Below are 23,307 nucleotides of genomic sequence, written 5' to 3'. Positions count from 1 at the left end.
AGGTTGCAGCCATGACTGAGGAGCGTAACCAACGCAAAGTGTATACAGGCCGCGTTGTATCCGACAAAATGGATAAAACAGTTACTGTAATGATCGAAACACAGAAGAAACATGCTAAATACGGTAAACGTGTTAAGTACTCTAAAAAATTCAAGGCCCACGATGAGCTGAATGAAGCGAAAATCGGTGATGTTGTTCGTATTATGGAAACTCGTCCATTATCGGCAACGAAACGATTCCGTCTACTTGAAGTAGTCGAAAAAGCGGTCATCATCTAATAACGTTCGGATATATAAATCCGGGAGGAGGTAGCCTCAATGATTCAACAGGAAAGTCGTATGAAAGTCGCCGACAACTCAGGCGCTCGTGAAGTTTTAACAATTAAAGTATTAGGCGGTACAGGCCGTAAAGTAGCAAACATCGGTGATGTTGTTGTAGTTACGGTAAAAAAAGCAACACCAGGTGGCGTTGTTAAAAAAGGTGAAGTCGTCAAGGCTGTTATCGTCCGCACGAAAAGCGGAGTACGCCGTAAAGACGGAACTTACATTACATTTGATGAAAATGCTTGTGTTATTATCCGTGACGACAAGAGCCCACGTGGAACACGTATTTTCGGACCGGTTGCTCGCGAACTTCGTGACAGCAACTTCATGAAAATCATTTCACTCGCTCCTGAAGTTCTTTAATTACATGATAGTGCCAATCAAGGAGGTGCGACAGAATGAATGTTAAAAAAGGTGATAAAGTTATGGTCATCACTGGTAAAGACAAAGGTAAAACCGGTGTGATTTTAGTGGCTTTCCCTAAAAAGGATCGTGTACTTGTTGAAGGTGTTAACATCGTCAAGAAGCATACGAAACCTAACCAGGAGAATCCTCAAGGTGGAATTGTGAGCCAAGAGGCAGCTATCCACGTATCAAACGTCATGTTAATCGATCCTAAAACAGGCGAGCCAACTCGCGTAGGTTACAAGATCGAAGATGGCAAAAAAGTTCGTGTTGCTAAAAAATCCGGGGAATTACTGGACAAATAAGTAACGGATGAAAGGAGGTCCAACAGATGAGCCGTTTAAAAGATAAGTTTAAAAACGAAGTCACACCTGCTCTAATGAGCAAGTTTGAATATACATCAGTTATGCAAGTCCCTAAAGTAGATAAAATCGTTATTAACATGGGTGTTGGTGACGCTGTTCAAAACACGAAAGCACTAGATGCGGCAGTGGAAGATCTAACAATCATTTCCGGTCAAAAGCCGGTCATCACAAAAGCGAAGAAATCAATCGCGGGATTCCGTCTCCGTGAAGGTATGCCTATCGGAACAAAAGTTACATTACGCGGTGAGCGTATGTACGAATTCCTAGATAAGCTAATCTCTGTTTCTCTACCCCGAGTACGTGACTTCCGTGGTGTTTCGAAGAAAGCATTCGATGGTCGCGGTAACTACACACTTGGTGTTAAAGAGCAACTAATTTTCCCTGAAATCGACTATGATAAAGTTTCTAAAATACGCGGTATGGATATCGTCATCGTTACGACTGCAAACTCGGACGAAGAAGCACATGAGTTATTAACGCAGTTCGGCATGCCGTTCCAGAAGTAAATAAGAGGGAGGCGTAAACGTGGCTAAAAAGTCAATGATTGCTAAACAAAAACGTACACCGAAATTCGAAGTACAGGCATACACACGCTGCGAGCGTTGTGGCCGTCCGCATTCTGTATACCGGAAATTCAAGCTTTGCCGTATTTGTTTCCGCGAACTAGCGTATAAGGGACAAATTCCTGGCGTCAAAAAAGCCAGCTGGTAAACCCCTAAATTTGGGAAGGAGGTAAATGTAATGACAATGAGTGATCCGATCGCAGATATGCTTACACGCATCCGTAACGCCAATATGGTTCGTCACGAGAAGCTTGAAGTACCTGCTTCAAACATGAAAAAAGAAATTGCAGAAATCTTGAAACGTGAAGGTTTCGTACGCGATGTTGAATATGTAGAAGATAACAAGCAAGGTATCATCCGCATTTTCCTTAAATATGGTCAAAATAACGAGCGTGTCATCACTGGACTTAAACGTATTTCAAAACCTGGTCTTCGTGTTTATGCAAAAACAAGCGAAGTTCCAAAAGTGTTGAATGGTCTTGGTATCGCCCTCGTTTCCACATCAAATGGCGTTCTTACTGACAAGGAAGCACGCGCTAAACAAGTAGGCGGAGAAGTAGTAGCTTACGTCTGGTAATTCGTAACAATTGAATGGAGGTGCAATTGAATGTCCCGTATTGGCAAAAAGCCGATTGAGGTACCTGAAAACGTGACAGTTACCATCACAGAAGGTAACTTCGTTACTGTTAAAGGTCCTAAAGGCGAACTTACAAACACATTTAACACGGATATTAAAATCGAGCAGGAAGACAATGTGATCACTTTGGTCCGTCCTTCTGAATCCAAGGAACACCGTTCTATTCACGGAACGACGCGTTCACTTCTCGACAATATGGTGATTGGCGTTTCACAAGGTTTTGAACGTAAACTTGAACTAGTCGGTGTAGGTTACCGTGCTTCCCTTCAAGGTCCTAAACTTGTATTGAACGTTGGTTATTCTCACCCGGTTGAATTTACACCCGAAGAAGGAATTGAAGTTGAAGTTCCTGCTAACACTAAGATCACTGTCCGCGGTATCAATAAAGAACGCGTAGGTGCTCTTGCATCAAACATCAGAAAAGTACGTCCACCAGAGCCATATAAAGGCAAAGGAATTCGCTACGAAGGTGAAGTTGTCCGTCGTAAAGAAGGTAAAACAGGTAAATAATGCCGCTTAAGGCATCCGGAAGGAGTGATCACGATGATTACGAAAAAAGATAAAAACGCTACTCGTAAGAAACGTCATACACGGGTTCGTAACAAAATTAGCGGGACTGCAGCACGTCCACGTCTAAACGTATTCCGTTCAAACAAGCATATCTATGCTCAATTGATAGATGACGTAAATGCAGTAACGATTGTTAGTGCTTCTTCAATGGATAAAGAGTTCGAATCTGAATCCAAAGCGGACACTGCAGCAGCAGTAAAAGTCGGCGAGATGATTGCAAAGAAAGCTGTAGAAAAAGACGTTAAAGCGGTAGTATTTGACCGTGGCGGCTACTTATTCCACGGCCGTGTGAAAGCTCTTGCGGACGCAGCTCGTGAAAACGGTCTGGAATTTTAATTAAGAAGGAGGGACACATTTCATGCGTCGTAATGATCAGAATAAAAGTGAATTCGAAGAACGCGTAGTTACGATTAACCGCGTAGCGAAAGTTGTGAAAGGCGGACGTCGTTTCCGTTTCACTGCTCTCGTCGTTGTCGGAGATAAAAATGGCCGTGTCGGTTTCGGTACTGGTAAAGCACAAGAAGTTCCGGATGCAATCCGTAAAGCTATCGAAGATGCGAAGAAGAATTTGATCGTTGTACCAATGGTCAAAGGAACAACTCCGCACGAAATTCTTGGACACTTTGGTGCAGGGAAAATCCTCATCAAACCAGCAGCTCCAGGTACTGGAGTTATCGCCGGCGGACCTGTCCGTGCGGTACTTGAACTTGCAGGCATCACGGATATCCTTTCAAAATCACTTGGTTCAAGCACACCTATTAATATGGTTCGTGCAACAATCGAAGGATTAACGAATTTGAAACGCGCTGAAGATGTTGCTAAATTGCGTGGTAAAACCGTGAAAGAACTGTACAGTTAAGGGGGGAAATACAATGGCGAATAAACTTGAAATCACCCTTACAAAAAGCACTATCGGTGCGAAACCTGCACAACGTAAAACAATCGAAGCACTTGGACTTCGCAAATTACACCAAACGGTCGAACATCAGGATAATGTTGCAATTCGCGGCATGATTAGCAAAGTCGACCACCTAGTTACGATCACTGAACAATAATTATCGACTTTTTGAATAAGGAGGTGCCAATAAGATGAAATTACACACTATGAAACCTGCTGAAGGTTCTCGTACAAAACGTAAACGTATTGGACGCGGAATCGGTTCTGGTTTTGGTAAAACTTCCGGTAGAGGTCATGGCGGACAAAACTCCCGTTCGGGCGGTGGCGTACGTCTTGGATTCGAGGGTGGACAAATTCCATTCTTCCAAAGACTACCTAAACGTGGTTTTACGAACATCAATCGCAAGGATTATGCAATTGTAAACCTTGACACACTTAATCGTTTCGACGAAGGCACAGAAGTAACGCCTGAACTACTAATTGAATCAGGCATCGTGAGCAACGCTAAATCAGGTATTAAGATTCTGGGTAACGGAATTCTTGAGAAAAAGATTACTGTCAGAGCTCACAAATTCTCTGCTTCTGCTAAGGAAGCAATCGAGAAGGCGGGCGGACAGACCGAGGTGATTTAATGTTTCAGACGATCGCTAATTTTATGCGCGTTAAAGACATACGGTCTAAAATATTTTTCACATTGCTTGTTCTTGTCATCTTTAGATTAGGAACATTTATACCAGTACCAAACGTTGATGCGACTGCTTTACAGCAAACTGATAATAACCTTATCGGCTTACTGAATGTATTTGGCGGTGGAGCTCTTGCAAACTTCTCCATTCTTGCAATGGGAATTATGCCTTACATCACCGCATCCATTATCGTGCAATTATTGCAGATGGATGTCGTACCAAAATTTACCGAATGGGCGAAACAAGGTGACGTTGGAAGACGTAAACTTGCACAGTTCACTAGGTATTTCACAATAATCCTAGCCTTTATTCAAGCAATCGCAATGTCTTTCGGTTTCAACCGAATGTATGGCGGCTCGCTGATAAAAGACGAAGGTGTTTCGACATATGTTGTCATCGCGATCGTATTGACGGCAGGAACTGCATTTCTTCTATGGCTCGGTGAACAGATCACGGCAAAAGGTGTTGGGAATGGTATTTCCATTATCATCTTTGCTGGTATCGTCGCAGCGATTCCAAATGCAGTCAACCAACTTTACGCAACTCAGATCCAAGGAGCGGGCGATGCATTGTTCATTAGAATTGCGCTTATGGCTCTTCTACTCCTCTTGATCATTGCGATTACTGTCTTGGTCATATACTTCCAGGAAGCATTACGGAAGATTCCAATTCAATATGCGAAACGTGTCACAGGACGAAGTCAAACGACTGCAGGCCAACAGACACACTTACCATTGAAACTTAATGCTGCGGGGGTTATCCCGGTAATCTTTGCCTCAGCATTTTTCATTACACCACAATCAATTGCGACCTTCTTTGGAACTAACAGTGTAACGACCGCAATTACAACTATGTTTGATTATACAAAACCGGTTGGAATGGTCTTTTATCTGATACTGATTCTTGCATTCACATACTTCTACGCTTTCATTCAGGTGAATCCGGAGAAAATTGCAGATAATCTAAAGAATCAAGGCGCTTATATCCCGGGCATTCGTCCAGGACAAAATACACAAAATTACCTAACGAGCACTTTGTATAGACTGACATTCGTTGGCGCGATATTCCTCGCTACGGTGGCAGTCATGCCGATTTTCTTCATCAATTTCGCAAACCTTCCACAGTCTGCGCAAATTGGAGGAACGAGTTTGATCATCGTCGTCGGGGTTGCACTTGAAACGATGAAACAACTTGAATCACAACTTGTGAAAAGGCATTATAAAGGGTTCATGAAGTAATCTTCGCGGAGGTTCATCTCTTCGTGATTTGAATATGAATGGGAGTGCAATACGTATGAATATCGTATTAATGGGTCTGCCAGGAGCCGGTAAAGGCACACAGGCAGACAGAATTGTCGAAAAGTACGGAACCCCTCATATTTCTACAGGCGATATGTTCCGTGCAGCTATTCAAGAAGGCACGGAACTTGGAGTCAAAGCAAAATCGTTCATGGATCAGGGAGCACTTGTCCCTGATGAAGTGACAATCGGAATTGTTCGTGAAAGATTAGGCAAATCCGATTGCGATAACGGATTCTTGCTCGACGGTTTCCCGCGTACAGTACCTCAGGCTGAAGCACTTAATCAGCTTTTGGCTGACATGGGTCGGAAAATTGAGCACGTCATCAATATCCAGGTCGAGAAAGAAGAACTTGTCGCGAGGCTGACAGGCCGCCGCATCTGTAAAGTTTGCGGTACATCCTATCATTTGCTTTTTAATCCTCCACAGGTTGAAGGTGTATGTGATAAGGATGGCGGAGAACTTTATCAGCGAGCCGATGACAATCCGGAAACTGTCACGAACCGTCTGGAAGTAAATATGAATCAAACGGCACCACTCTTGGCGTTTTACGATACCAAAGAGGTGTTAGTGAACATAGATGGACAGAAAGATATTAAGGACGTTTTCAAAGATCTGGACGTTATCCTTCAAGATAGCGAAAAGTAATCTTTTTCGGACTGAGATATTTATGCCATTAATTGGGCAGTATAGTATTGGTGAACGAAAAAACGTTTAACGAGCTGCAAAAGCATATGATGCCCGGTATAATAACTGGTTGAATTTTAGCAATTTAATGTTCTGATACATTAGAAATGCATTTTCTTACTCAGGTAGGTATAATATGTTTCGTGGAAAGAACTGTATAAAGCAACTAGGAACTCATCCACGGCATTCTGGACAGTCGTGTCCAATTCGACGCGATTTTCCACAACTAGAAGTCGAGGACTGACTTAAGGGAAACGGAATGTGACGGACCTCTTTTGAACATCACTCATGCAATCCGGACATATGTTGAAGGAAGCTTTAAAGGCGACTGATGCCGCTCGATGGTGAGAACCTTTATTGGATATAGAAGGGAGATTGGGTTGATGGCGAAAGATGATGTAATTGAAGTTGAAGGAACCGTACTCGAAACATTGCCAAACGCAATGTTTAAAGTAGAGCTGGAAAACGGCCATACAATTCTTGCGCACGTATCTGGCAAAATTCGTATGCACTTTATCCGTATTCTACCTGGCGATAAAGTGACAATGGAACTCTCGCCTTATGATTTAACACGTGGTCGTATCACATACCGTTTCAAATAATCTTTTGTAACTCCGGAATATTGAAGGAGGTTGGGTAAGATGAAAGTAAGACCATCTGTAAAACCGATGTGCGAAAAATGTAAAATTATTCGCAGACGCGGCCGAGTAATGGTAATCTGTGAAAATCCAAAACATAAACAAAGACAAGGCTAATTCTGAAGGAGGTGCACAATATATATGGCACGTATTGCTGGTGTAGACGTTCCGCGCGATAAGCGCGTAGTCATTTCATTAACTTACATTTTCGGAATCGGAAAAACAACTGCTCAGAAAGTATTGGCAGCAGCTGGAGTCTCTGAAGACGCGCGTGTTCGCGATCTTACAGACGCTGAGCTCGATAAAATCCGTGAACAAATGGACACACTTAAAGTTGAAGGTGATCTTCGACGTGAAACTTCCCTTAACATCAAACGTTTGATGGAAATCGGTAGCTTCCGTGGAATCCGTCATCGTCGTGGCTTGCCCGTTCGTGGACAAAACACGAAAAACAACGCACGTACTCGTAAAGGTCCAAAACGGACAGTAGCGAACAAGAAAAAATAATAGGTAAAGGAGGTATCTTCTTAACATGGCACGTAAACAACAAACTCGTAAACGTCGTGTGAAAAAGAATATTGAATCCGGGATTGCACATATCCGTTCAACATTCAATAACACAATCGTTACAATTACAGATATGCAAGGAAACGCATTGTCTTGGTCAAGTGCAGGTGCACTAGGCTTTAAAGGGTCTCGTAAATCAACTCCATTTGCTGCACAAATGGCTGCTGAAACAGCTGCTAAAACATCAATGGAGCATGGTCTGAAAACGTTGGAAGTTACTGTTAAAGGTCCAGGAGCTGGACGTGAAGCAGCAATTCGTTCACTACAGGCTGCAGGACTTGAAGTTACTGCAATTAGAGACGTAACACCGGTTCCACATAACGGATGCCGCCCGCCAAAACGCCGTCGTGTATAATGGCTTTTACTCCATATGATTGAGAAACACAATTTTTGTCAAAAATGATTGTGCGATTGCAATTTGCCGTCTATGATAATCGATTTCAATATGGAACGGCCAATACATTTGACGTTTTGAAGGAGGGTAAATGAATGATCGAGATTGAGAAACCAAAGATTGAAACAGTTATGATCGGCGAAGACATCAAGTTCGGTAAGTTCATCATCGAACCACTTGAGCGTGGATACGGAAATACTTTGGGGAATTCCCTACGCCGCATCCTTCTATCCTCACTGCCAGGAGCTGCCGTTACATCGATTCAGATTGATGGCGTGCTTCATGAATTCTCAACAATTGAAGGTGTCGTCGAAGACGTCGCAACAATTATTTTGAACGTGAAGAAACTGGCTCTTAAAATCTATTCAGATGAAGAGAAAGTGATTGAGATAGACGTGAAAGGCGAAGGAGTCGTCACAGCTGCGGACATTACACATGATAGTGACGTAGAAGTGTTGAATCCTGAAATTCCTATTGCGACTCTTGGTAAAAACGGACACTTGCGCATGCGTATGTATGCTGTACGTGGACGTGGTTATGCACGTTCTGATCAAAACAAACGTGAGGATCTCGCAATTGGCGTTATTCCAATCGACTCCATTTATACTCCTGTTTCACGCGTTAACTTCCAAGTGGAAAATACTCGGGTTGGTCAAATGGCAAACTTCGATAAATTAACACTTGATGTTTGGACAGATGGCAGCATCGGTCCTAAAGAAGCTGTTTCACTCGGGGCGAAAATCTTGACGGAGCATCTGAATATATTTGTCGGTATGACAGATGAAGCACAAACTGCTGAAATCATGGTGGAAAAAGAGGAAGATCAGAAAGAAAAAGTGCTTGAGATGACGATTGAAGAACTCGACCTTTCAGTTAGATCATACAACTGCCTAAAACGTGCTGGCATCAATACAGTTCTTGAACTTGCTACCAAGTCAGAGGATGAAATGATGAAAGTACGAAATCTCGGACGTAAATCACTTGAAGAAGTGAAAGCGAAGTTGGACGAGCTTAACCTGGAGTTACGCACGGAAGATTGAGCGAATTTATAGATTGAAGGAGGGAAACTTCTATGGGATACAGAAAACTTGGACGTACAAGTTCACAACGTAAAGCAATGCTTCGCGACCTAGCTACAGATCTTATCATCCACGAACGTATTCAAACGACAGAAGCTCGTGCGAAAGAATTGCGTTCAGTTGTTGAGAAAATGATTACGCTTGGAAAACGTGGAGACTTGCATGCACGTCGACAAGTTGCACAATTCATCCGTCGTGAACTCGTTACATTGACGGACGATGAAGGCAAAGAGACAGAAATCTTCGCAATCCAAAAACTTTTTGATAATGTCGCTCCACGCTACGCTGAGCGTCAAGGTGGATATACACGTATCATGAAAATGGGACCTCGTCGCGGCGACGGAGCACCTGTCGTTGTTATCGAACTCGTTTAACAACATTCAGCAGTAGTCATCTCCTTTTTTAAGTAGAGCGATGAATGCGAATGATAACTCAAGTATAGCCTTTGGTGAAATTTCACCGAAGGAGTACTTAAGTAAATCTTCAGAGGGTGTGTCTGGCGTACCCAGAGCCGCACCCTTTTTTTAAAAATTTATACGACACCTTTAAAAGCTGAGTGTTACGATCGTCGTTTTTAACGTCTGGTCTAGCTCTACGCACCTCATCCGCGGTTCCGGATTGAGCACCTGGAACAGTCATAGATATGAGCGCATTTCTTCGGATGAGGTGCGCGCTTTTTTTTATCCAAAATTAAATGTCTAAATTTTATAAATGGGATTCCCTGTCAACTTGCAGGGGATCCTTAGTAGTATACATACTGTGAATGTAGCCGGAGGTGGAAGGCGATGAAGGAAATTCTGTCGATGGATAATATATCTTATTCTTATCAAAGTGAGAATGAGGAGACGAAAAAAGCAATCGATGGCGTGACATTTACGGTACATGACGATGAATGGATAGCAATTGTCGGCCATAACGGTTCAGGTAAGTCGACACTTGCCAAAATGATGATTGGACTACTGTTTCCTGATGAAGGGAATGTCAATTTATTCAATGAAAAACTGACAGAAGAGAATTTATGGGGGATTCGTTCCCAGATGGGTTTTGTTTTTCAAAATCCAGATAATCAGTTTGTCGGTTCAACAGTCCAAGATGATGTTGCATTTGCATTGGAAAACAACGGTGTCCCTTATGATGAAATGGTAACTCGAGTTCATGAAGCACTTAAGCAGGTTAATATGAGTGAATTCCTAGATCATGAGCCGCACCATCTCTCAGGCGGACAGAAACAACGCGTTGCCATTGCAGGAGCGCTCGCTTTACATCCGAAACTTCTAATTATGGATGAAGCAACGTCGATGCTTGATCCGCAAGGACGTAATGAAGTCATTCATTTAGTTGAAGAATTGAAGCGTAAGACGGGTCTTACTGTTATTTCGATTACACACGACTTAGAAGAAGCGCTTCTTGCAGACCGCATTATTGTCATGAACAAAGGAAAAGTCTTGTCAGTTGGGACGCCTGAGCAGATATTTGCCAAAGGTGCGGAGCTTGAGGAAATAGGTCTTGACTTGCCATTTGCATTGCGGGTTTCGGGAATGTTGCGGGAGCTTGGGATGGAGATTACTGGTGAGCATATGACAGAAGAAGAGTTGGTGAATGAATTATGGACATCTCACTTCAGCAAGTAGGGTATTTGTATGGGAAAGACACTCCTTTTGAAAAGAGGGCTTTGCACAATGTTAATGCGACAATCCCATCGGGTTCTTACTCAGCCATAATTGGGCATACTGGATCTGGAAAGTCGACACTACTTATGCATTTGAATGGTTTGCTAAAGCCTTCAGAAGGTGTAGTGAAAATAGGTGATACTACGATTTCTGCAGGCACGAAGGCAAAAGGTTTGAAAGAAGTCCGCAGTCGTGTAGGAATTGTATTCCAGTTCCCTGAACATCAACTTTTTGAAGAGACGGTTGAGAAAGATATCATGTTCGGTCCTATGAATTTTGGTGTACCTGAAGAAGAAGCTAGAAGAAGAGCACATGAATTGATAAAATTGCTGGGTTTGCCGGCAGAAGTTGCACAGGAGTCTCCTTTTGATTTGTCAGGTGGCCAGATGCGCAGAGTTGCAATTGCCGGTGTACTAGCATTTAAACCGTCAGTACTCGTTTTGGATGAACCCACAGCGGGTCTTGACCCGCGCGGTCGCCGTGAAATCATGGAGTTATTTAATCGCCTGCATACTGAGGAAAACCTCACGACAATCCTGGTCACACATAGTATGGAGGATGCTGCACGTTATGCGGATAATATCATCGTTATGCATGATGGAACTTCAGTCTTGTCGGGCAGCCCGCAAAAAGTTTTCGAAGATGAAGGGATACTATCATCCTTCAGGCTCGGTTTACCGCGTTCAGTAAAGTTTCAGCGAGATATTGAACAGTTAATTGGCCGTCCGCTTAATGCTCTGGCACTTACGGAAGAACAGCTCGCAAAAGCGATTGCGACTGCCGCTGCGGAAGAAGGTGGCCGTTAATGCTAGAGAAAATGATCTTCGGTCGTTTTATCCCGGGTAATTCATTTATTCATAAGCTCGATCCACGTTCGAAACTGTCATTTGTTTTTCTATTTATCATTGGCGTGTTCCTTGCAAATAATGCAGTGACCTATGCTTTATTATTAGGATTTACTGTGTTAGTTATCTTCAGTTCAAGAATACGCCTCTATTTTCTTCTCAACGGCTTAAAGCCCATTTTATTTCTAATTATTTTCACCTTTCTCATGCATGTTCTTTTCACGAAAGAGGGAGCCTTGCTCGTTGACTGGAAATTCATTAAAATTTATGAAGAAGGATTAAGACAAGGGATTTTCATTTCACTTCGTTTTCTTGTACTCGTTTTACTCACGTCTATACTGACGCTGACAACATCGCCGATTTCAATAACGGATGGGATGGAAGATCTACTGGGTCCATTCAAGCGGTTTAAATTGCCTGTACATGAGTTGGCACTGATGATGTCTATTTCACTTCGTTTCATTCCAACATTGATGGATGAGACGGATAAGATATTGAAAGCACAATTGGCGAGGGGCTCGGACATTAGCACCGGCTCCATTAAGCAGCGAATCCGTTCGGTCATTCCTTTGCTTGTTCCTCTCTTCGTGAGTGCGTTTAAGCGTGCTGAAGACCTTGCAGTCGCTATGGAAGTCCGCGGCTATCGTGGAGGCGCAGGTAGGACGAGGTACCGACTGTTGAAGTGGCATTGGCGCGATACAACCATTATGTGCTTACTCGCCGTTCTCATTGTCGTCCTCTTCCTACTCAGGGCATAGGGGGCGTGTAAATGGATAGGAAGCGTGTGAAAGCAATAATTTCATATGATGGTACTCATTTCGCAGGGTATCAGGTACAGCCGGGTATGCGGACGGTGCAGTCGGAAATTGACAAGGCGCTTGTGAAAATGCATAAGGACAAGGAAATCTTTTCAGTCGCAAGTGGAAGGACGGATTCCGGTGTTCATGCAACAGGACAAGTCATTCATTTTGATACTCCGCTGTCACTACCGACAGATCGCTGGCAACTGGCGTTGAATGTTCTACTTCCAACAGATATACGAATTATTCAAGCTGATTATGTTAGCGAAGATTTTCATGCCCGCTATTCTGCTACTGGAAAGACGTATGTCTATAAGTGGTCTTATAGCGAGGTGCATAGTCCATTTGAGCGTAATTTTTCTGTTCATTTAGGCAGGTCACATCCTGATATAGAAGCAATGAAAATTGCTGCGAATCATTTTATTGGGACGCATGACTTTACAAGCTTCTGTTCTTCAAAAACCGCTACGACCAATAAAGTCCGAACGGTGAGGCAGCTAACACTTGAAAAAAAAGGTGAATACCTCATCATGACCATTGAAGGTGACGGGTTTTTATATAATATGGTTAGGAGTATTGCAGGTATGCTTCTTGTTGTGGGCAACGGTTGGAAGACGTCTGATGACGTCAAACAGATACTCGACTCTCGCAGTCGGAAAGCCAACGTCAAAACCGCACCAGCACACGGTTTGTACCTTGAAAATGTAAGCTATCAAGACTGAGGCAACTTTTCCTGGTGTATTTAGAAAAGATGCTTGACTTAATGTGGTATTCGAGATAAGATGAGTAATGGTATTTCTAATAACCCCACAAAGAAGCCCCGGAAGGTAAAATTGTGTTTAGGGATAGAGAAAACGGGAACGAATAGATATTCATTTAGGAGGATAAAATTATGCGTACAACATTCATGGCTAAAGGTCACGAAGTAGAGCGTAAATGGCTCGTTGTCGACGCTGAAGGACAGACGCTTGGTCGTCTTGCTTCTGAAGTTGCATCACTTTTGCGCGGCAAACATAAACCTACGTTCACACCACACGTTGATACAGGTGACCATGTCATCATCATCAATGCAGAAAAAATACATCTTACAGGTAACAAATTGAAAGACAAAATTTACTACCGTCACTCAGGTTACACGGGCAGCATGAAACAACGTACGGCTCTTGAGATGCGTACAAACTACCCTACAAAAATGCTTGAACTTGCAATTAAAGGAATGCTTCCAAAAGGTCCTTTAGGCCGTCAAACATACAGAAAACTTAACGTATACGCTGGACCGGATCACCCGCACGCAGCACAACAACCAGAAGTATTCGTACTTCGCGGTTAATTAAGAGGAGGAAATAACTTGGCACAAGTACAATATCTCGGCACAGGCCGTCGTAAAAGCTCAGTAGCTCGTGTACGTCTAGTTCCTGGAGATGGCACTATTACCATCAACAAACGTGACGTAGAAGACTACGTACCATTCGCAACACTTCGCGAAATCATCAAACAACCACTCGTAGTAACGGAAACACTTGGAAGCTACGATATCCTTGTAAACGTTGATGGCGGAGGATACACAGGACAAGCTGGCGCAATCCGTCACGGAGTTGCACGTGCTCTACTTTCAGTAGATCCTGACTTCCGCGCGGCTCTTAAATCAGCAGGACTTCTTACGCGTGATTCAAGAATGAAAGAACGTAAAAAACCAGGTCTTAAAGGCGCACGTCGTGCACCACAGTTCTCAAAACGTTAATATTGCATTTAAGAAAAGCCCTTCTCCATTCGTGGAAAAGGGCTTTTCTGTGTTAAAGTATAGACATAGAAAAAGGGAAAGGATGATTTTTATGAAAGAGATCACAACAACCGAGTTACAGGAACGTTTGGAGAAAGGTGAACAGTTCAACCTGATAGATGTGCGTGAGGCGGATGAAGTAGCGGTAGGAATGATACCTGGGTCGAAACACATCGTTCTAGGTGATGTACCGATCCGTATGGACGAGTTAGATAGATCTAAGCCATACATACTCATTTGTCGTTCAGGCGGCCGTAGCGGGCGTGCAGCGGAGTTCCTGGGTGATGAAGGCTATGATGTAACAAATATGGTAGGCGGCATGCTCGAATGGGAAGGTGCGACTGAATAAGTAAGTTTTGAGAGGGACCTTTATAGGTTTCCTCTTTTTTTTATCTCTTTCAATTTTTTCTGACAGTCTCAAGTGGGACATATCCGCTGGCATTCCTGCGTATAGTGGGGAAAAAGGCGGTGTCCCTATGAAACGGTGGTTGGTAATTTGTTTGCTTTTTGTATGTTCTCTCGTGGTTGTCCTGTATGGGGTGAATGCTTCGTCTGATCGAAACTTTTTCATGCCTGCAGAACTCGGGGGTGTAAAGATTCTTATTGATCCTGGACACGGAGGATTGGACGGAGGAGCTTCATTTGAAGACGTTGTAGAGCGTGACATCACTCTGAGTATTTCACATGAATTGAAAAAGCGTCTTGAAAAGAAAGGGGCAACTGTTATCATGACGCGGATGAAAGACGGTGATGCTTTGGCTGAACATGCACCGCAAGAAACGTTTGGAACTATAAGGCAACGTAAAATGGCGGATTTGCAATTAAGGGAAAGTATCGCGATTAAAGAAACTCCGGATATGTTCATCAGTGTGCATGTCAATGCCATACCCCAAGAAAAGTGGCGCGGTTCCCAAGTGTTCTATCACCCCGAAGGAGATCCGAACGGTGAATTTTTGGCGAAATCAATTCAAGAATCATTTAGAACGAATTTGAAAAACACGGAAAGGGTTGCGATGGCGATAAAGGGTGTCTATTTGTTGAAAAAAGTACCAACTCCGGCAGTCCTCGTAGAAACGGGTTTTATCTCTAATAACGAAGAACGAGCTCTATTGACAGATCCGGCGTATCAAGGGAAAGTGGCTAATGCAATAACTGAAGGCATTATAGAGTTTCATACTGCGGACGAAAGGTGAGCTGAAAACAATCCTTGAAAACAGAATACTATGTTATACTTGGGGAAGAATTAATTAACCTCCAAGGGGTGTCTATATTGATGAACGAACAAGCAGTACGTGAGTTATTGGGACAGTTGAAAGATCCATTTTTACATAAAACGCTTGCGGAGACGAGTGGAATTATTGGCGTGACGATCAAGCCTGAGAAAAAACATGTCAGTGTCAAGCTCGCAATCGCAAAAATTAACACAGCCGAACAAATGGGTCTTCAAACGCAAGTTGTCGATACATTGAAAGGAGCAGGAGCCGATTCCGTCGGTATCCGTTTCGAAGAATTACCGGCAGAGGTGCTAGAACAGTTCCGTGGAAAAGTGACAGAATCGGAAGCTCAAGATATTCTGTCCCCATTGAGTAACGTAGAATTCATTTCAATAGCTTCTGGTAAAGGAGGCGTAGGAAAGTCGACTGTGTCGGTAAACCTTGCTGTAGCGCTAGCTAGGCTTGGGAAAAAAGTCGGTTTAATTGATGCGGATATTTACGGATTCAGCGTTCCGGATATGATGGGCGTAACTGATTTACCAGTGGTTCGCGGTGATCGGATAATCCCGGTGGAGCGACTTGGTGTCAAGGTTATTTCGATGGGCTTTTTCGTTGAAGATAATGCGCCTGTAGTATGGCGTGGCCCGATGCTGGGGAAAGCGCTTGACCAATTCTTCCGTGACGTTGAATGGGGCGATCTCGATTACCTGTTCCTCGACTTGCCACCCGGCACAGGAGATGTAGCACTCGATATCCATCAAATGATTCCGACTTCTAAAGAAATCGTCGTGACGACTCCGCATCCCACAGCTGCATTTGTGGCTGCGCGTGCAGGAGCGATGGCGCTTCAAACAGATCATGAATTGCTCGGAGTTATTGAAAATATGTCTTGGTTCCAATCAAAAGCGTCAGGTGAACGTGAATTTGTATTTGGACAGGGCGGCGGTGTGAAGCTGGCCGAGGAACTCCGCACAGAGTTGTTAGGACAGATTCCACTAGGTCAACCAGACTGGGATGAAGAAGACTTTGCTCCTTCAGTCTATGCAGAAGACCATGCTATTGGAAAAATCTACATGGACATCGCGGCAACTATTATTACAAAAACAGAAAAGTGAAAAACAGAGAAAGTGGAGAAGGCTATTGGCCTCCTCCACTTTTGCTTTTCTCGGATTCGCCACCGCCGCCGCCACCACCACCGCCACCGCCACCGCCACTTTCTTCCGCTTTTGGATCCCCAGCTTTTAAAATGAGCTCTTGCCACTTCGTTTGCATTAACGGGCTGTTAATTGTTTCTTGAACGACCTTTTCGAGATGCTTTTTCATATTTGCCGATTGTGTAACTGTTTCCAGTTGTTTTAACATGTCTGGCTGGGAGAAAAATTCTTCCATTTGTTTTTGGAACGAAGCATCATCCATTAATTGCTTCATGATTTCTTGCTGCTGCTCTTTTACACTTTTAGCAAAACTCTCGTTGAATTTTGGATCTTCAAATGTCTTTTTCCAAAAGTCTTCTCCTTTTTTAGAAAGAAGCGTATCTTCAACGGATTTCTTTACTACAGGTTGCTCCAAGATAAGCAGTTCTTTGAATTCGGGGTCAGCAAACATTTGCCGAACCGCTTTCTTTCCGTCCTCCGTCTGAAGTGAATCGGTCATCATTTTCTTCATTTCATCGTATGTTGGAGCTGTCGGCTGCGCTCCACACGCTGTCAGCAGAAAAACTGTAAATAATAGTAGTAGGACTCTTTTTTTCATGGAAATCAAATTCCCTTCCACAAGCATTTTCATTTATTGTTCACAATCCAACGATAAATATGCATGAAACGTTTAATGAAATAGATTTTTCGTGAAAACGTTGTTACACTATTGGAAGTAATAAAAACGGAGGAACACTATCGTGACTATACGAAATTGGGTAAAATTCTTTTTTACAGCACTATTAATCGGAGGATTCGTAACGGGGATTGCAGGACTTATTATCCGCTGGGAATTCTTTTCTGGATATTTAACGAATGGTGAGTACGGGCAATTCATAGGTGCATTTCTATGGTTAATTTTTCTAGGTTTCACCATGAGCGTTGTCGCACAAATGGGCTTTTTTGCTTATTTGACAATTCATCAATTCGGTGTAAATATCTTCAAAACACTTACTTTATGGAACTGGGTTCAGCTTCTAATCATTGCGATTGTTTTATTTGATCTCATCTTCTTCAGGTTCCAATTGACGACGGGTGAAACAGGACGAACAATGTTATATCTTGGATTGCTGGTAACACTTGTGGCTGTATCGGCTATAACGGCTTATTTTAAGGCGAAATGGACAAAGAAATATACACTTATTCCAGCACTGTTTTTCATGATTGTTATTACAACGCTTGAATGGTTACCCGCACTGATGGTACGTTCAGGAAATATCGATTCATGGGTAACAATGTTGCTATTCCCACTTCTTGCGGTTAATGCTTATCAACTTCTTGTGCTTCCAAAGTACAACAGGCAGTCAGATGAAGATAAGGCGAAACTAGAAGAACGAAAAAAAGCACGCCGTAAAGTCCAGAATGCTCAAAAGGCATCCAAAACAAAATGAAAAACAGTACAGTAGCCCATATGGCGAACTGTACTGTTTTTTAAAATTCGGGGTATAATACAACCAAAATGTTCATTTGGGTATCTTCTTAACCTTCACTTTTGTTTCAAACAGCATTGTTTCCACCGAAATAAATGTTCGATCTTTGTTTAGTTTCTTTAATTCGGCTAAATTTATACGATCTTCACGATGGTGGGGAATAGATAGAATTTCCCCTTTAGTAACTGGTGGAAGATCACCACCTCGCCAAACTACAGATGAACCAAGAGCATTAATTTCCGCCTCCCAGAGCATGTTATGTAATGCTACTGGAAATACCTCATCACGCGTTCGAAACCAAAGAGGTTTAAGACCGAATGTTTTTTCAAAACGCTCCAGCTGATCAATGAACAATGGTGTATTTTGTTCGTAAGCCATTCCTTCGTCCCCAAGAAGTCCGACTGGAATATTTTTTTCTTTGATAAGCTGTACAGTTTCAGGAAAGCGATCAGCCCACTTCATATCTACAAAAATGAGGGGATAAGGTTTGCCTAATTCCTGGAACCACTGCTCGACTTCACTATCTCCAAATGAAATATTCACGGTTAGTGCAGAGCCGCTAGTACCGCGCACGATTACGGCAGGCTCCTCCGTTACTCGGAAGACAGATACTAAGGACATCTGTTTAGGTAAGGCAGGGAGGAGCAGGAGAAGCGCACAGCAGACGATAGCGGTGAAGAAGTATTTGTTTCTCATATGTTGTCCCCTTTAAACAATGTATAATATACTTTATGAAAGACAGTTGACTAATATGAAAAAGATGTGGTAATATATAAAAGTTGCTGTCGGGAACAAGCAAACAAACAAATTTTAAAAAAGACTTGATATATATTTTCTTCTTGTTATAATGGAATTTGTCGTAATGGCAATAACGTCTATACTTAATTATTCCGCAGTAGCTCAGTGGTAGAGCAATCGGCTGTTAACCGATCGGTCGTAGGTTCGAGTCCTACCTGCGGAGCCATATGCTTCCATAGCTCAGTAGGTAGAGTGCTTCCATGGTAAGGAAGAGGTCGTCGGTTCGATTCCGGCTGGAAGCTCCAGAGAAGTTCTTGTTCATATAACTATATCTTCATTATGGCTTTAGTAAGAAGACGTAGGAATGCGCCACAAATTATAATTATTACGACTAGTAACACTTAGTTGGAAGTTATTATTTTATGAGGCCCCTTGGTCAAGCGGTTAAGACACCGCCCTTTCACGGCGGTATCACGGGTTCGAATCCCGTAGGGGTCATTAAAACTTTTTCATTACGTTGTAGTGAAATTAGTTTACCTTAAGTACTTAAATCTAATTTGTTAGGTTTAAAACTTAATTCTTTATACTATACTTGGTGGGGTAGCGAAGTGGCTAAACGCGGCGGACTGTAAATCCGCTCCTTCGGGTTCGGCAGTTCGAATCTGCCCCCCACCACCAATTAAACTTTTTCAACGCGAAGCGTTGAAAAGAGTTTTCCATGAATTATTTACACAAAGTGTTGAAAAGAGTTTTCCATGAATTATTTACACGAAGCGTTAAAAAGAGTAATCCTTCTACCATTGGGGTATAGCCAAGCGGTAAGGCAACGGACTTTGACTCCGTTACTCGTTGGTTCGAATCCAGCTACCCCAGCCATTTTTTTTGCTTTACCAAAACCATGTGAAATCCAAATAGCTTTATTAAACCCTTCTGGAAATTTGAGAAGGGTTTTTTTGTTTCATGTTTAAGTTCATTTCAGTCTAGCACTTTAGCATTCATTTAATATACACTATTGAAAAGTATTGTTTTTTGTCGAATTGTAAAGGAAACCTTAGAGAGAAGTGATTGTATGCTAGAAAATAATAAAATGATAGACGATTTAATACGTCATGATAGCAGTCACAGTCCGGAAAAAATGCTCAGAGATATAGCCTATGCACTTGATCAGTCAGCCATCGTGGCCATTACAGATCGCACTGGCAAGATAGTCTATGTCAATGCGCTATTTACAAAAATAGCACAGTACAGCGTTGAAGAGCTTGTTGGTGCCAACCACCGGATTATTAACTCAGGCTATCATACGCGTGCGTTTTTCAAGGATATGTGGGGCACCATAGGCCGCGGGAATAACTGGCGCGGTGAAATCTGTAATAAAGCTAAAGACGGTTCACATTATTGGGTGGATACGACAATCGTTCCGTTTCTGAATGAAAAAGGAAACCCTTATCAATACATTTCAATTCGCTATGACATCACAGCGCGTAAGGAGTCGGAACAACTGGTACGGAAACTGGCTTACAATGATCAATTAACAGATTTGCCGAACCGGACTTCTTTTAGGAAAATACTGCTAGAAGAAGTAGAGAAGTCTAAGGAACATCGTACAAATCTGGCAATTGTCTATCTAAATATCGATCGACTACGCTATGTCAATAATTCACTTGGTTATGAGGCAGGTGACTATGTTTTGTCTGTTGTTGCAAAGAGATTAAAAGATAGCCTCCAAGGAGAACAAGTTGTTGGCAGGATTTCGGGTGACGAGTTTGCAATACTTCTAAAGAATATACGAAATGCAGCACATGCAGAACAGCTAACACGGGAATTGCAACAATTGCTGGAGGAGCCGATTGAAGTAATGGATCAGCAGCATACACTTTCATTTAGTTTTGGCATCGCTCTTTATCCTGAGCATGCTAAAAAGTCTTCTGAACTGAGGATAAAAGCGGAAAAAGCCCTATCCATCGCAAGAGCGAATGGCGGCGGTGGCGTTGAAGTCTATCAACACGGCACGGCGTCCAATACCTTGGAACGAATTTTATTGGAGAATGAGTTGAGAAAAAGTGTTGTTCTCGGTCAATTGCATTTAGATTATCAACCTAAGGTAAACTTGAAGACTGGAAAATTAGTGGGCGTTGAAGCACTCGTACGGTGGAATCATCCGGATCTCGGCAGGATTTCGCCAGATAAGTTCATCCCGGTCGCTGAAGAAACGAAAATCATCATTCCTTTGGGAGAATGGGTGCTACGACAAGCGTGCAGGCAGGCGATGGAGTGGCAGGAACGAGGATATGCGCCTTTACCGATTGCTGTCAATATGTCCGCCGTCCAATTGGAAGAACCGGAGATTGTCAAAACCGTAAAAATGATACTCGATGAAACTGGCCTTTCCGCGAATTTAATCGAAATTGAATTAACGGAAAGTGCGTTTGCGGATAGGCAAGACATGCAAGAGAGAATTAGGGGAATAAGGGATTTAGGTATTACAGTATCCATTGATGATTTTGGGACGGGCTATAGCACGTTCAGTTACCTTAAAGAATTGCCGGTGGATACAGTGAAAATTGACATGTCTTTCGTACGGGATATACATATGAATGAAGACAGCCTTGCAATTGTCAAGGCCATTGTAACACTTGCGGATACATTTGGTCTGAACGTCGTTGCTGAAGGCGTAGAGCAGGAAGAACAAGTGACTATTTTGAAGAATTTGGGATGTCGTGAAGGGCAGGGGTATTATTTCAGTAAACCTACCCCGCCAGATGTGTGTGAAAAGTTAATGGGAAAAGTAGATAGAAACGAATAATTATTCAGTTATTTGTCGAGTTGAGCCAAACCTTATTGTAGACTTACAATAGATATATAGAAAAGGGGGAGGTACTTGTCATGAAACGTTTAAATATATCGATAATAGGTGTTCCGCTCGATTTTGGACAAAGTCGTCGTGGAGTAGATATGGGTCCAAGTGCAATTCGATATGCAGGCATTGTTGATAGAATGGAATCGATAGGGCATGAGGTGACGGATGAAGGGAATATCCGTGTAAGTGTTGTGGAACAGAAAAAACATAAGGATACGAATTTGAAGAATTTAGACGAAGTCATACAAGCGACCACGGATCTTGCGATGAAAGTGGCTGAAGTCTTGGATGCAGGTCGATTCCCACTCGTTTTAGGAGGGGATCATAGCATTGCAATCGGTACATTGGCGGGTCTTGCAAGTAAGTACAACAACCTTGGTGTAATTTGGTATGATGCGCATACTGATTTTAATACAGCTGAAATCTCACCATCCGGAAATATCCATGGGATGCCTCTTGCTGTAAGCGTAGGCCTTGGACATGAAAGTCTCGTCAATATACATAGTAAAGGGCAAAAAATTAAACCGGAAAACATTGTCGTTATTGGTGCGCGTTCGGTTGATCCTGATGAACGTCTATTGATTAAGGAATCGGGTATTAAAGTTTTCACAATGCACGAAATAGACCGTTACGGAATGACAACAGTGATGGAAGAAGCCATCGCTTACTTACGCTCACATGAAGTTGACGGTGTCCACTTGTCCCTGGATCTTGATGGATTGGATCCGTTATACGCACCGGGAGTCGGGACGCCTGTGCCGGGTGGCATTAGTTACAGAGAAAGCCACCTGGCAATGGAGATGCTGGAAGACTCAGGAATAATTACTTCCGCCGAATTCGTAGAAGTAAATCCAATTCTTGACGAAGGAAATAAAACTGCTGATGTTGCAGTAGGTTTAATGGGTTCATTGTTTGGAGAAAAGCTACTTTAATCGGTATTGAAAGCCCATCCGGCTCCTAAGATGGGCTTTTTTCTTTTATCCATTAATGGAGGAAGTATTTAGTAAACTCTGGTAAAATAAAATTAATATAAAAAATGAAACCTGTCGCCACCTTCAAACGTATAGAAGGGACAGCCGCATAGAGCGGAGGATGAAAAACATTGGATGAACTTATCAATAAACGAATAAATGAAGTTCTGAAAGGCGATCAAAATGCATTTGAGGAGATCGTAACGTTATTTCAGCATCGCTTGTACCAAGTGTGTTACAGGATGCTCGGAAATGCGCAAGAGGCGGAAGATATTTCACAGGAAGCATTTGTCCGTGCATATATCAATATTCATACATTTGACCAAAAGCGGAAGTTTTCAACTTGGTTGTTTCGAATTGCAACGAATCTATGCATCGATCGCATCCGCAAAAAGAAACCTGCTTATTACCTTGATGCTAATGTACCAGGTACGGATGGTCTGAATATGTATTCGCAACTTGCTGCAACGGACGAACTTCCGGAAGATGAAGTTGAAAGAATGGAATTACAGCAACGTATCCATTATGAAATTGGTAGGCTCCCGGATAAATATCGTTCTGTCATCATTTTAAGATATATCGAAGAATTACCGCTGCAAGAAATTGGTGACATTTTAGGGCTACCTTTAGGGACCGTAAAGACCCGTGTTCATAGAGGGCGGGAAGTACTTCGGAAACAGATGGGTACCATGTAGGAG

General features: G+C 42.7%; 34 protein-coding genes and 5 tRNA genes. 37 read left to right on the top strand and 2 right to left on the bottom strand.

Annotation, left to right across the window (positions count from 1 at the left end):
• Positions 1 to 11: 11 nt before the first annotated feature.
• From rpsQ to AC1TO6_RS10555, 28 genes are all read left to right on the top strand, one after another.
• Complete coding sequence (gene rpsQ, locus AC1TO6_RS10690) at positions 12 to 278, top strand: 30S ribosomal protein S17 (protein ID WP_340792992.1); 267 nt, start codon at positions 12 to 14, stop codon at positions 276 to 278.
• Between the two features lie 39 nt (positions 279 to 317).
• Positions 318 to 686, top strand: coding sequence for a 50S ribosomal protein L14 (gene rplN, locus AC1TO6_RS10685; RefSeq protein WP_482101584.1), 369 nt, complete (start codon positions 318 to 320; stop codon positions 684 to 686).
• 35 nt (positions 687 to 721) lie between these two features.
• Complete coding sequence (gene rplX / locus AC1TO6_RS10680; RefSeq protein WP_179392967.1) at positions 722 to 1,033, top strand: 50S ribosomal protein L24; 312 nt, start codon at positions 722 to 724, stop codon at positions 1,031 to 1,033.
• 26 nt (positions 1,034 to 1,059) lie between these two features.
• The gene (gene rplE, locus AC1TO6_RS10675) at positions 1,060 to 1,599 is read left to right on the top strand and encodes a 50S ribosomal protein L5 (protein WP_482101583.1); all 540 of its coding nucleotides are present in this window, start codon (positions 1,060 to 1,062) and stop codon (positions 1,597 to 1,599) included.
• Between the two features lie 19 nt (positions 1,600 to 1,618).
• The gene (locus AC1TO6_RS10670; protein WP_482101582.1) at positions 1,619 to 1,804 is read left to right on the top strand and encodes a type Z 30S ribosomal protein S14; all 186 of its coding nucleotides are present in this window, start codon (positions 1,619 to 1,621) and stop codon (positions 1,802 to 1,804) included.
• A 30-nt stretch (positions 1,805 to 1,834) separates the two neighbouring features.
• Positions 1,835 to 2,233: a 30S ribosomal protein S8 gene (gene rpsH, locus AC1TO6_RS10665; RefSeq protein ID WP_149581701.1), complete on the top strand. Its 399-nt coding sequence runs from the start codon at positions 1,835 to 1,837 to the stop codon at positions 2,231 to 2,233.
• Positions 2,234 to 2,263: 30 nt separating this feature from the next.
• Complete coding sequence (gene rplF / locus AC1TO6_RS10660) at positions 2,264 to 2,803, top strand: 50S ribosomal protein L6 (RefSeq protein ID WP_482101581.1); 540 nt, start codon at positions 2,264 to 2,266, stop codon at positions 2,801 to 2,803.
• Positions 2,804 to 2,836: 33 nt separating this feature from the next.
• The gene (rplR, locus tag AC1TO6_RS10655; protein ID WP_482101580.1) at positions 2,837 to 3,199 is read left to right on the top strand and encodes a 50S ribosomal protein L18; all 363 of its coding nucleotides are present in this window, start codon (positions 2,837 to 2,839) and stop codon (positions 3,197 to 3,199) included.
• 22 nt (positions 3,200 to 3,221) lie between these two features.
• Positions 3,222 to 3,722: a 30S ribosomal protein S5 gene (gene rpsE / locus AC1TO6_RS10650; RefSeq protein WP_482101579.1), complete on the top strand. Its 501-nt coding sequence runs from the start codon at positions 3,222 to 3,224 to the stop codon at positions 3,720 to 3,722.
• A gap of 13 nt (positions 3,723 to 3,735) precedes the next feature.
• A complete protein-coding gene (gene rpmD, locus AC1TO6_RS10645) occupies positions 3,736 to 3,918 on the top strand; it encodes a 50S ribosomal protein L30 (RefSeq protein WP_482101578.1) in 183 nt (60 codons plus the stop codon).
• A 34-nt stretch (positions 3,919 to 3,952) separates the two neighbouring features.
• The gene (gene rplO, locus AC1TO6_RS10640; RefSeq protein WP_482101577.1) at positions 3,953 to 4,393 is read left to right on the top strand and encodes a 50S ribosomal protein L15; all 441 of its coding nucleotides are present in this window, start codon (positions 3,953 to 3,955) and stop codon (positions 4,391 to 4,393) included.
• Entirely contained in the window at positions 4,393 to 5,685 is a 1,293-nt protein-coding gene (gene secY, locus AC1TO6_RS10635; protein WP_482101576.1) for a preprotein translocase subunit SecY, read from the top strand. Before rplO ends, secY begins: the two co-directional genes overlap by 1 nt.
• A 55-nt stretch (positions 5,686 to 5,740) precedes the next feature.
• On the top strand, positions 5,741 to 6,394 hold the full coding sequence (locus AC1TO6_RS10630; protein ID WP_482101575.1) for an adenylate kinase: 654 nt from the start codon (positions 5,741 to 5,743) through the stop codon (positions 6,392 to 6,394).
• Positions 6,395 to 6,816: 422 nt separating this feature from the next.
• On the top strand, positions 6,817 to 7,035 hold the full coding sequence (gene infA / locus AC1TO6_RS10625) for a translation initiation factor IF-1 (RefSeq protein WP_067204804.1): 219 nt from the start codon (positions 6,817 to 6,819) through the stop codon (positions 7,033 to 7,035).
• Positions 7,036 to 7,074: 39 nt separating this feature from the next.
• Positions 7,075 to 7,188: a 50S ribosomal protein L36 gene (gene rpmJ / locus AC1TO6_RS10620; protein ID WP_067204807.1), complete on the top strand. Its 114-nt coding sequence runs from the start codon at positions 7,075 to 7,077 to the stop codon at positions 7,186 to 7,188.
• A gap of 24 nt (positions 7,189 to 7,212) precedes the next feature.
• Positions 7,213 to 7,578: a 30S ribosomal protein S13 gene (gene rpsM, locus AC1TO6_RS10615; protein ID WP_067204810.1), complete on the top strand. Its 366-nt coding sequence runs from the start codon at positions 7,213 to 7,215 to the stop codon at positions 7,576 to 7,578.
• Positions 7,579 to 7,603: 25 nt separating this feature from the next.
• The gene (rpsK, locus tag AC1TO6_RS10610) at positions 7,604 to 7,993 is read left to right on the top strand and encodes a 30S ribosomal protein S11 (RefSeq protein WP_482101574.1); all 390 of its coding nucleotides are present in this window, start codon (positions 7,604 to 7,606) and stop codon (positions 7,991 to 7,993) included.
• A gap of 134 nt (positions 7,994 to 8,127) precedes the next feature.
• Positions 8,128 to 9,072, top strand: a complete 945-nt coding sequence (locus tag AC1TO6_RS10605; RefSeq protein ID WP_482101573.1) for a DNA-directed RNA polymerase subunit alpha — start codon at positions 8,128 to 8,130, stop codon at positions 9,070 to 9,072.
• Positions 9,073 to 9,104: 32 nt separating this feature from the next.
• Entirely contained in the window at positions 9,105 to 9,485 is a 381-nt protein-coding gene (gene rplQ, locus AC1TO6_RS10600) for a 50S ribosomal protein L17 (RefSeq protein WP_482101572.1), read from the top strand.
• A gap of 411 nt (positions 9,486 to 9,896) precedes the next feature.
• Positions 9,897 to 10,742 (top strand): energy-coupling factor ABC transporter ATP-binding protein, encoded by an 846-nt coding sequence (locus tag AC1TO6_RS10595; RefSeq protein ID WP_482101571.1) that lies wholly within the window; start codon positions 9,897 to 9,899, stop codon positions 10,740 to 10,742.
• Positions 10,718 to 11,587, top strand: coding sequence for an energy-coupling factor ABC transporter ATP-binding protein (locus tag AC1TO6_RS10590; protein WP_482101570.1), 870 nt, complete (start codon positions 10,718 to 10,720; stop codon positions 11,585 to 11,587). The genes AC1TO6_RS10595 and AC1TO6_RS10590 overlap by 25 nt, the downstream gene beginning before the upstream one ends.
• Complete coding sequence (locus tag AC1TO6_RS10585; protein ID WP_482101569.1) at positions 11,587 to 12,384, top strand: energy-coupling factor transporter transmembrane component T family protein; 798 nt, start codon at positions 11,587 to 11,589, stop codon at positions 12,382 to 12,384. Before AC1TO6_RS10590 ends, AC1TO6_RS10585 begins: the two co-directional genes overlap by 1 nt.
• Positions 12,385 to 12,395: 11 nt before the next feature.
• Positions 12,396 to 13,148, top strand: a complete 753-nt coding sequence (gene truA, locus AC1TO6_RS10580) for a tRNA pseudouridine(38-40) synthase TruA (protein WP_482101568.1) — start codon at positions 12,396 to 12,398, stop codon at positions 13,146 to 13,148.
• 170 nt (positions 13,149 to 13,318) lie between these two features.
• Positions 13,319 to 13,756, top strand: coding sequence for a 50S ribosomal protein L13 (gene rplM, locus AC1TO6_RS10575; RefSeq protein WP_340793008.1), 438 nt, complete (start codon positions 13,319 to 13,321; stop codon positions 13,754 to 13,756).
• An 18-nt stretch (positions 13,757 to 13,774) separates the two neighbouring features.
• On the top strand, positions 13,775 to 14,167 hold the full coding sequence (gene rpsI, locus AC1TO6_RS10570) for a 30S ribosomal protein S9 (protein WP_482101567.1): 393 nt from the start codon (positions 13,775 to 13,777) through the stop codon (positions 14,165 to 14,167).
• Between the two features lie 91 nt (positions 14,168 to 14,258).
• Entirely contained in the window at positions 14,259 to 14,555 is a 297-nt protein-coding gene (locus AC1TO6_RS10565; RefSeq protein ID WP_482101566.1) for a rhodanese-like domain-containing protein, read from the top strand.
• 127 nt (positions 14,556 to 14,682) lie between these two features.
• Positions 14,683 to 15,399: an N-acetylmuramoyl-L-alanine amidase gene (locus tag AC1TO6_RS10560; protein ID WP_482101565.1), complete on the top strand. Its 717-nt coding sequence runs from the start codon at positions 14,683 to 14,685 to the stop codon at positions 15,397 to 15,399.
• A gap of 80 nt (positions 15,400 to 15,479) precedes the next feature.
• Positions 15,480 to 16,535, top strand: a complete 1,056-nt coding sequence (locus tag AC1TO6_RS10555; RefSeq protein ID WP_482101772.1) for an Mrp/NBP35 family ATP-binding protein — start codon at positions 15,480 to 15,482, stop codon at positions 16,533 to 16,535.
• A 22-nt stretch (positions 16,536 to 16,557) separates the two neighbouring features.
• Here the strand turns inward: AC1TO6_RS10555 and gerD are convergent, their stop codons facing one another.
• Positions 16,558 to 17,172, bottom strand: coding sequence for a spore germination lipoprotein GerD (gene gerD / locus AC1TO6_RS10550; RefSeq protein ID WP_482101564.1), 615 nt, complete (start codon positions 17,170 to 17,172; stop codon positions 16,558 to 16,560).
• Between the two features lie 142 nt (positions 17,173 to 17,314).
• Between gerD and AC1TO6_RS10545 the strand changes: the two genes are divergently transcribed.
• On the top strand, positions 17,315 to 18,004 hold the full coding sequence (locus AC1TO6_RS10545) for a KinB-signaling pathway activation protein (protein ID WP_482101563.1): 690 nt from the start codon (positions 17,315 to 17,317) through the stop codon (positions 18,002 to 18,004).
• Positions 18,005 to 18,076: 72 nt separating this feature from the next.
• Here AC1TO6_RS10545 and AC1TO6_RS10540 read toward each other — a convergent pair whose 3' ends face one another.
• Positions 18,077 to 18,739 carry a polysaccharide deacetylase family protein gene (locus AC1TO6_RS10540; RefSeq protein WP_482101562.1) on the bottom strand — a complete coding sequence of 221 codons (663 nt, stop codon included), beginning with the start codon at positions 18,737 to 18,739 and terminating at the stop codon, positions 18,077 to 18,079.
• Between the two features lie 193 nt (positions 18,740 to 18,932).
• On the opposite strand from AC1TO6_RS10540, the gene AC1TO6_RS10535 reads away from it, so the two are divergent.
• The 8 genes from AC1TO6_RS10535 (at position 18,933) to sigW (ending at position 23,304) form a co-directional block, all read left to right on the top strand.
• Positions 18,933 to 19,007, top strand: a tRNA-Asn gene (locus AC1TO6_RS10535).
• Positions 19,008 to 19,010: 3 nt separating this feature from the next.
• Positions 19,011 to 19,086 (top strand) — tRNA-Thr (locus AC1TO6_RS10530).
• 121 nt (positions 19,087 to 19,207) lie between these two features.
• Positions 19,208 to 19,279: transfer RNA gene (locus AC1TO6_RS10525), tRNA-Glu, on the top strand.
• Positions 19,280 to 19,375: 96 nt separating this feature from the next.
• Positions 19,376 to 19,459: transfer RNA gene (locus tag AC1TO6_RS10520), tRNA-Tyr, on the top strand.
• A gap of 123 nt (positions 19,460 to 19,582) precedes the next feature.
• Positions 19,583 to 19,657 (top strand) — tRNA-Gln (locus AC1TO6_RS10515).
• A gap of 193 nt (positions 19,658 to 19,850) precedes the next feature.
• Positions 19,851 to 21,584: a putative bifunctional diguanylate cyclase/phosphodiesterase gene (locus tag AC1TO6_RS10510; protein ID WP_482101561.1), complete on the top strand. Its 1,734-nt coding sequence runs from the start codon at positions 19,851 to 19,853 to the stop codon at positions 21,582 to 21,584.
• A gap of 80 nt (positions 21,585 to 21,664) precedes the next feature.
• Positions 21,665 to 22,570, top strand: coding sequence for an arginase (rocF, locus tag AC1TO6_RS10505; RefSeq protein ID WP_482101560.1), 906 nt, complete (start codon positions 21,665 to 21,667; stop codon positions 22,568 to 22,570).
• A 170-nt stretch (positions 22,571 to 22,740) separates the two neighbouring features.
• Entirely contained in the window at positions 22,741 to 23,304 is a 564-nt protein-coding gene (sigW, locus tag AC1TO6_RS10500; RefSeq protein ID WP_482101559.1) for an RNA polymerase sigma factor SigW, read from the top strand.
• The last annotated feature ends 3 nt before the right edge of the window (positions 23,305 to 23,307 follow it).

This window comes from Sporosarcina sp. Y352 (assembly GCF_056786535.1).
Note: the sequence above shows the minus strand (reverse complement) of the source record. Positions and strands in the feature narration are given on the sequence as shown.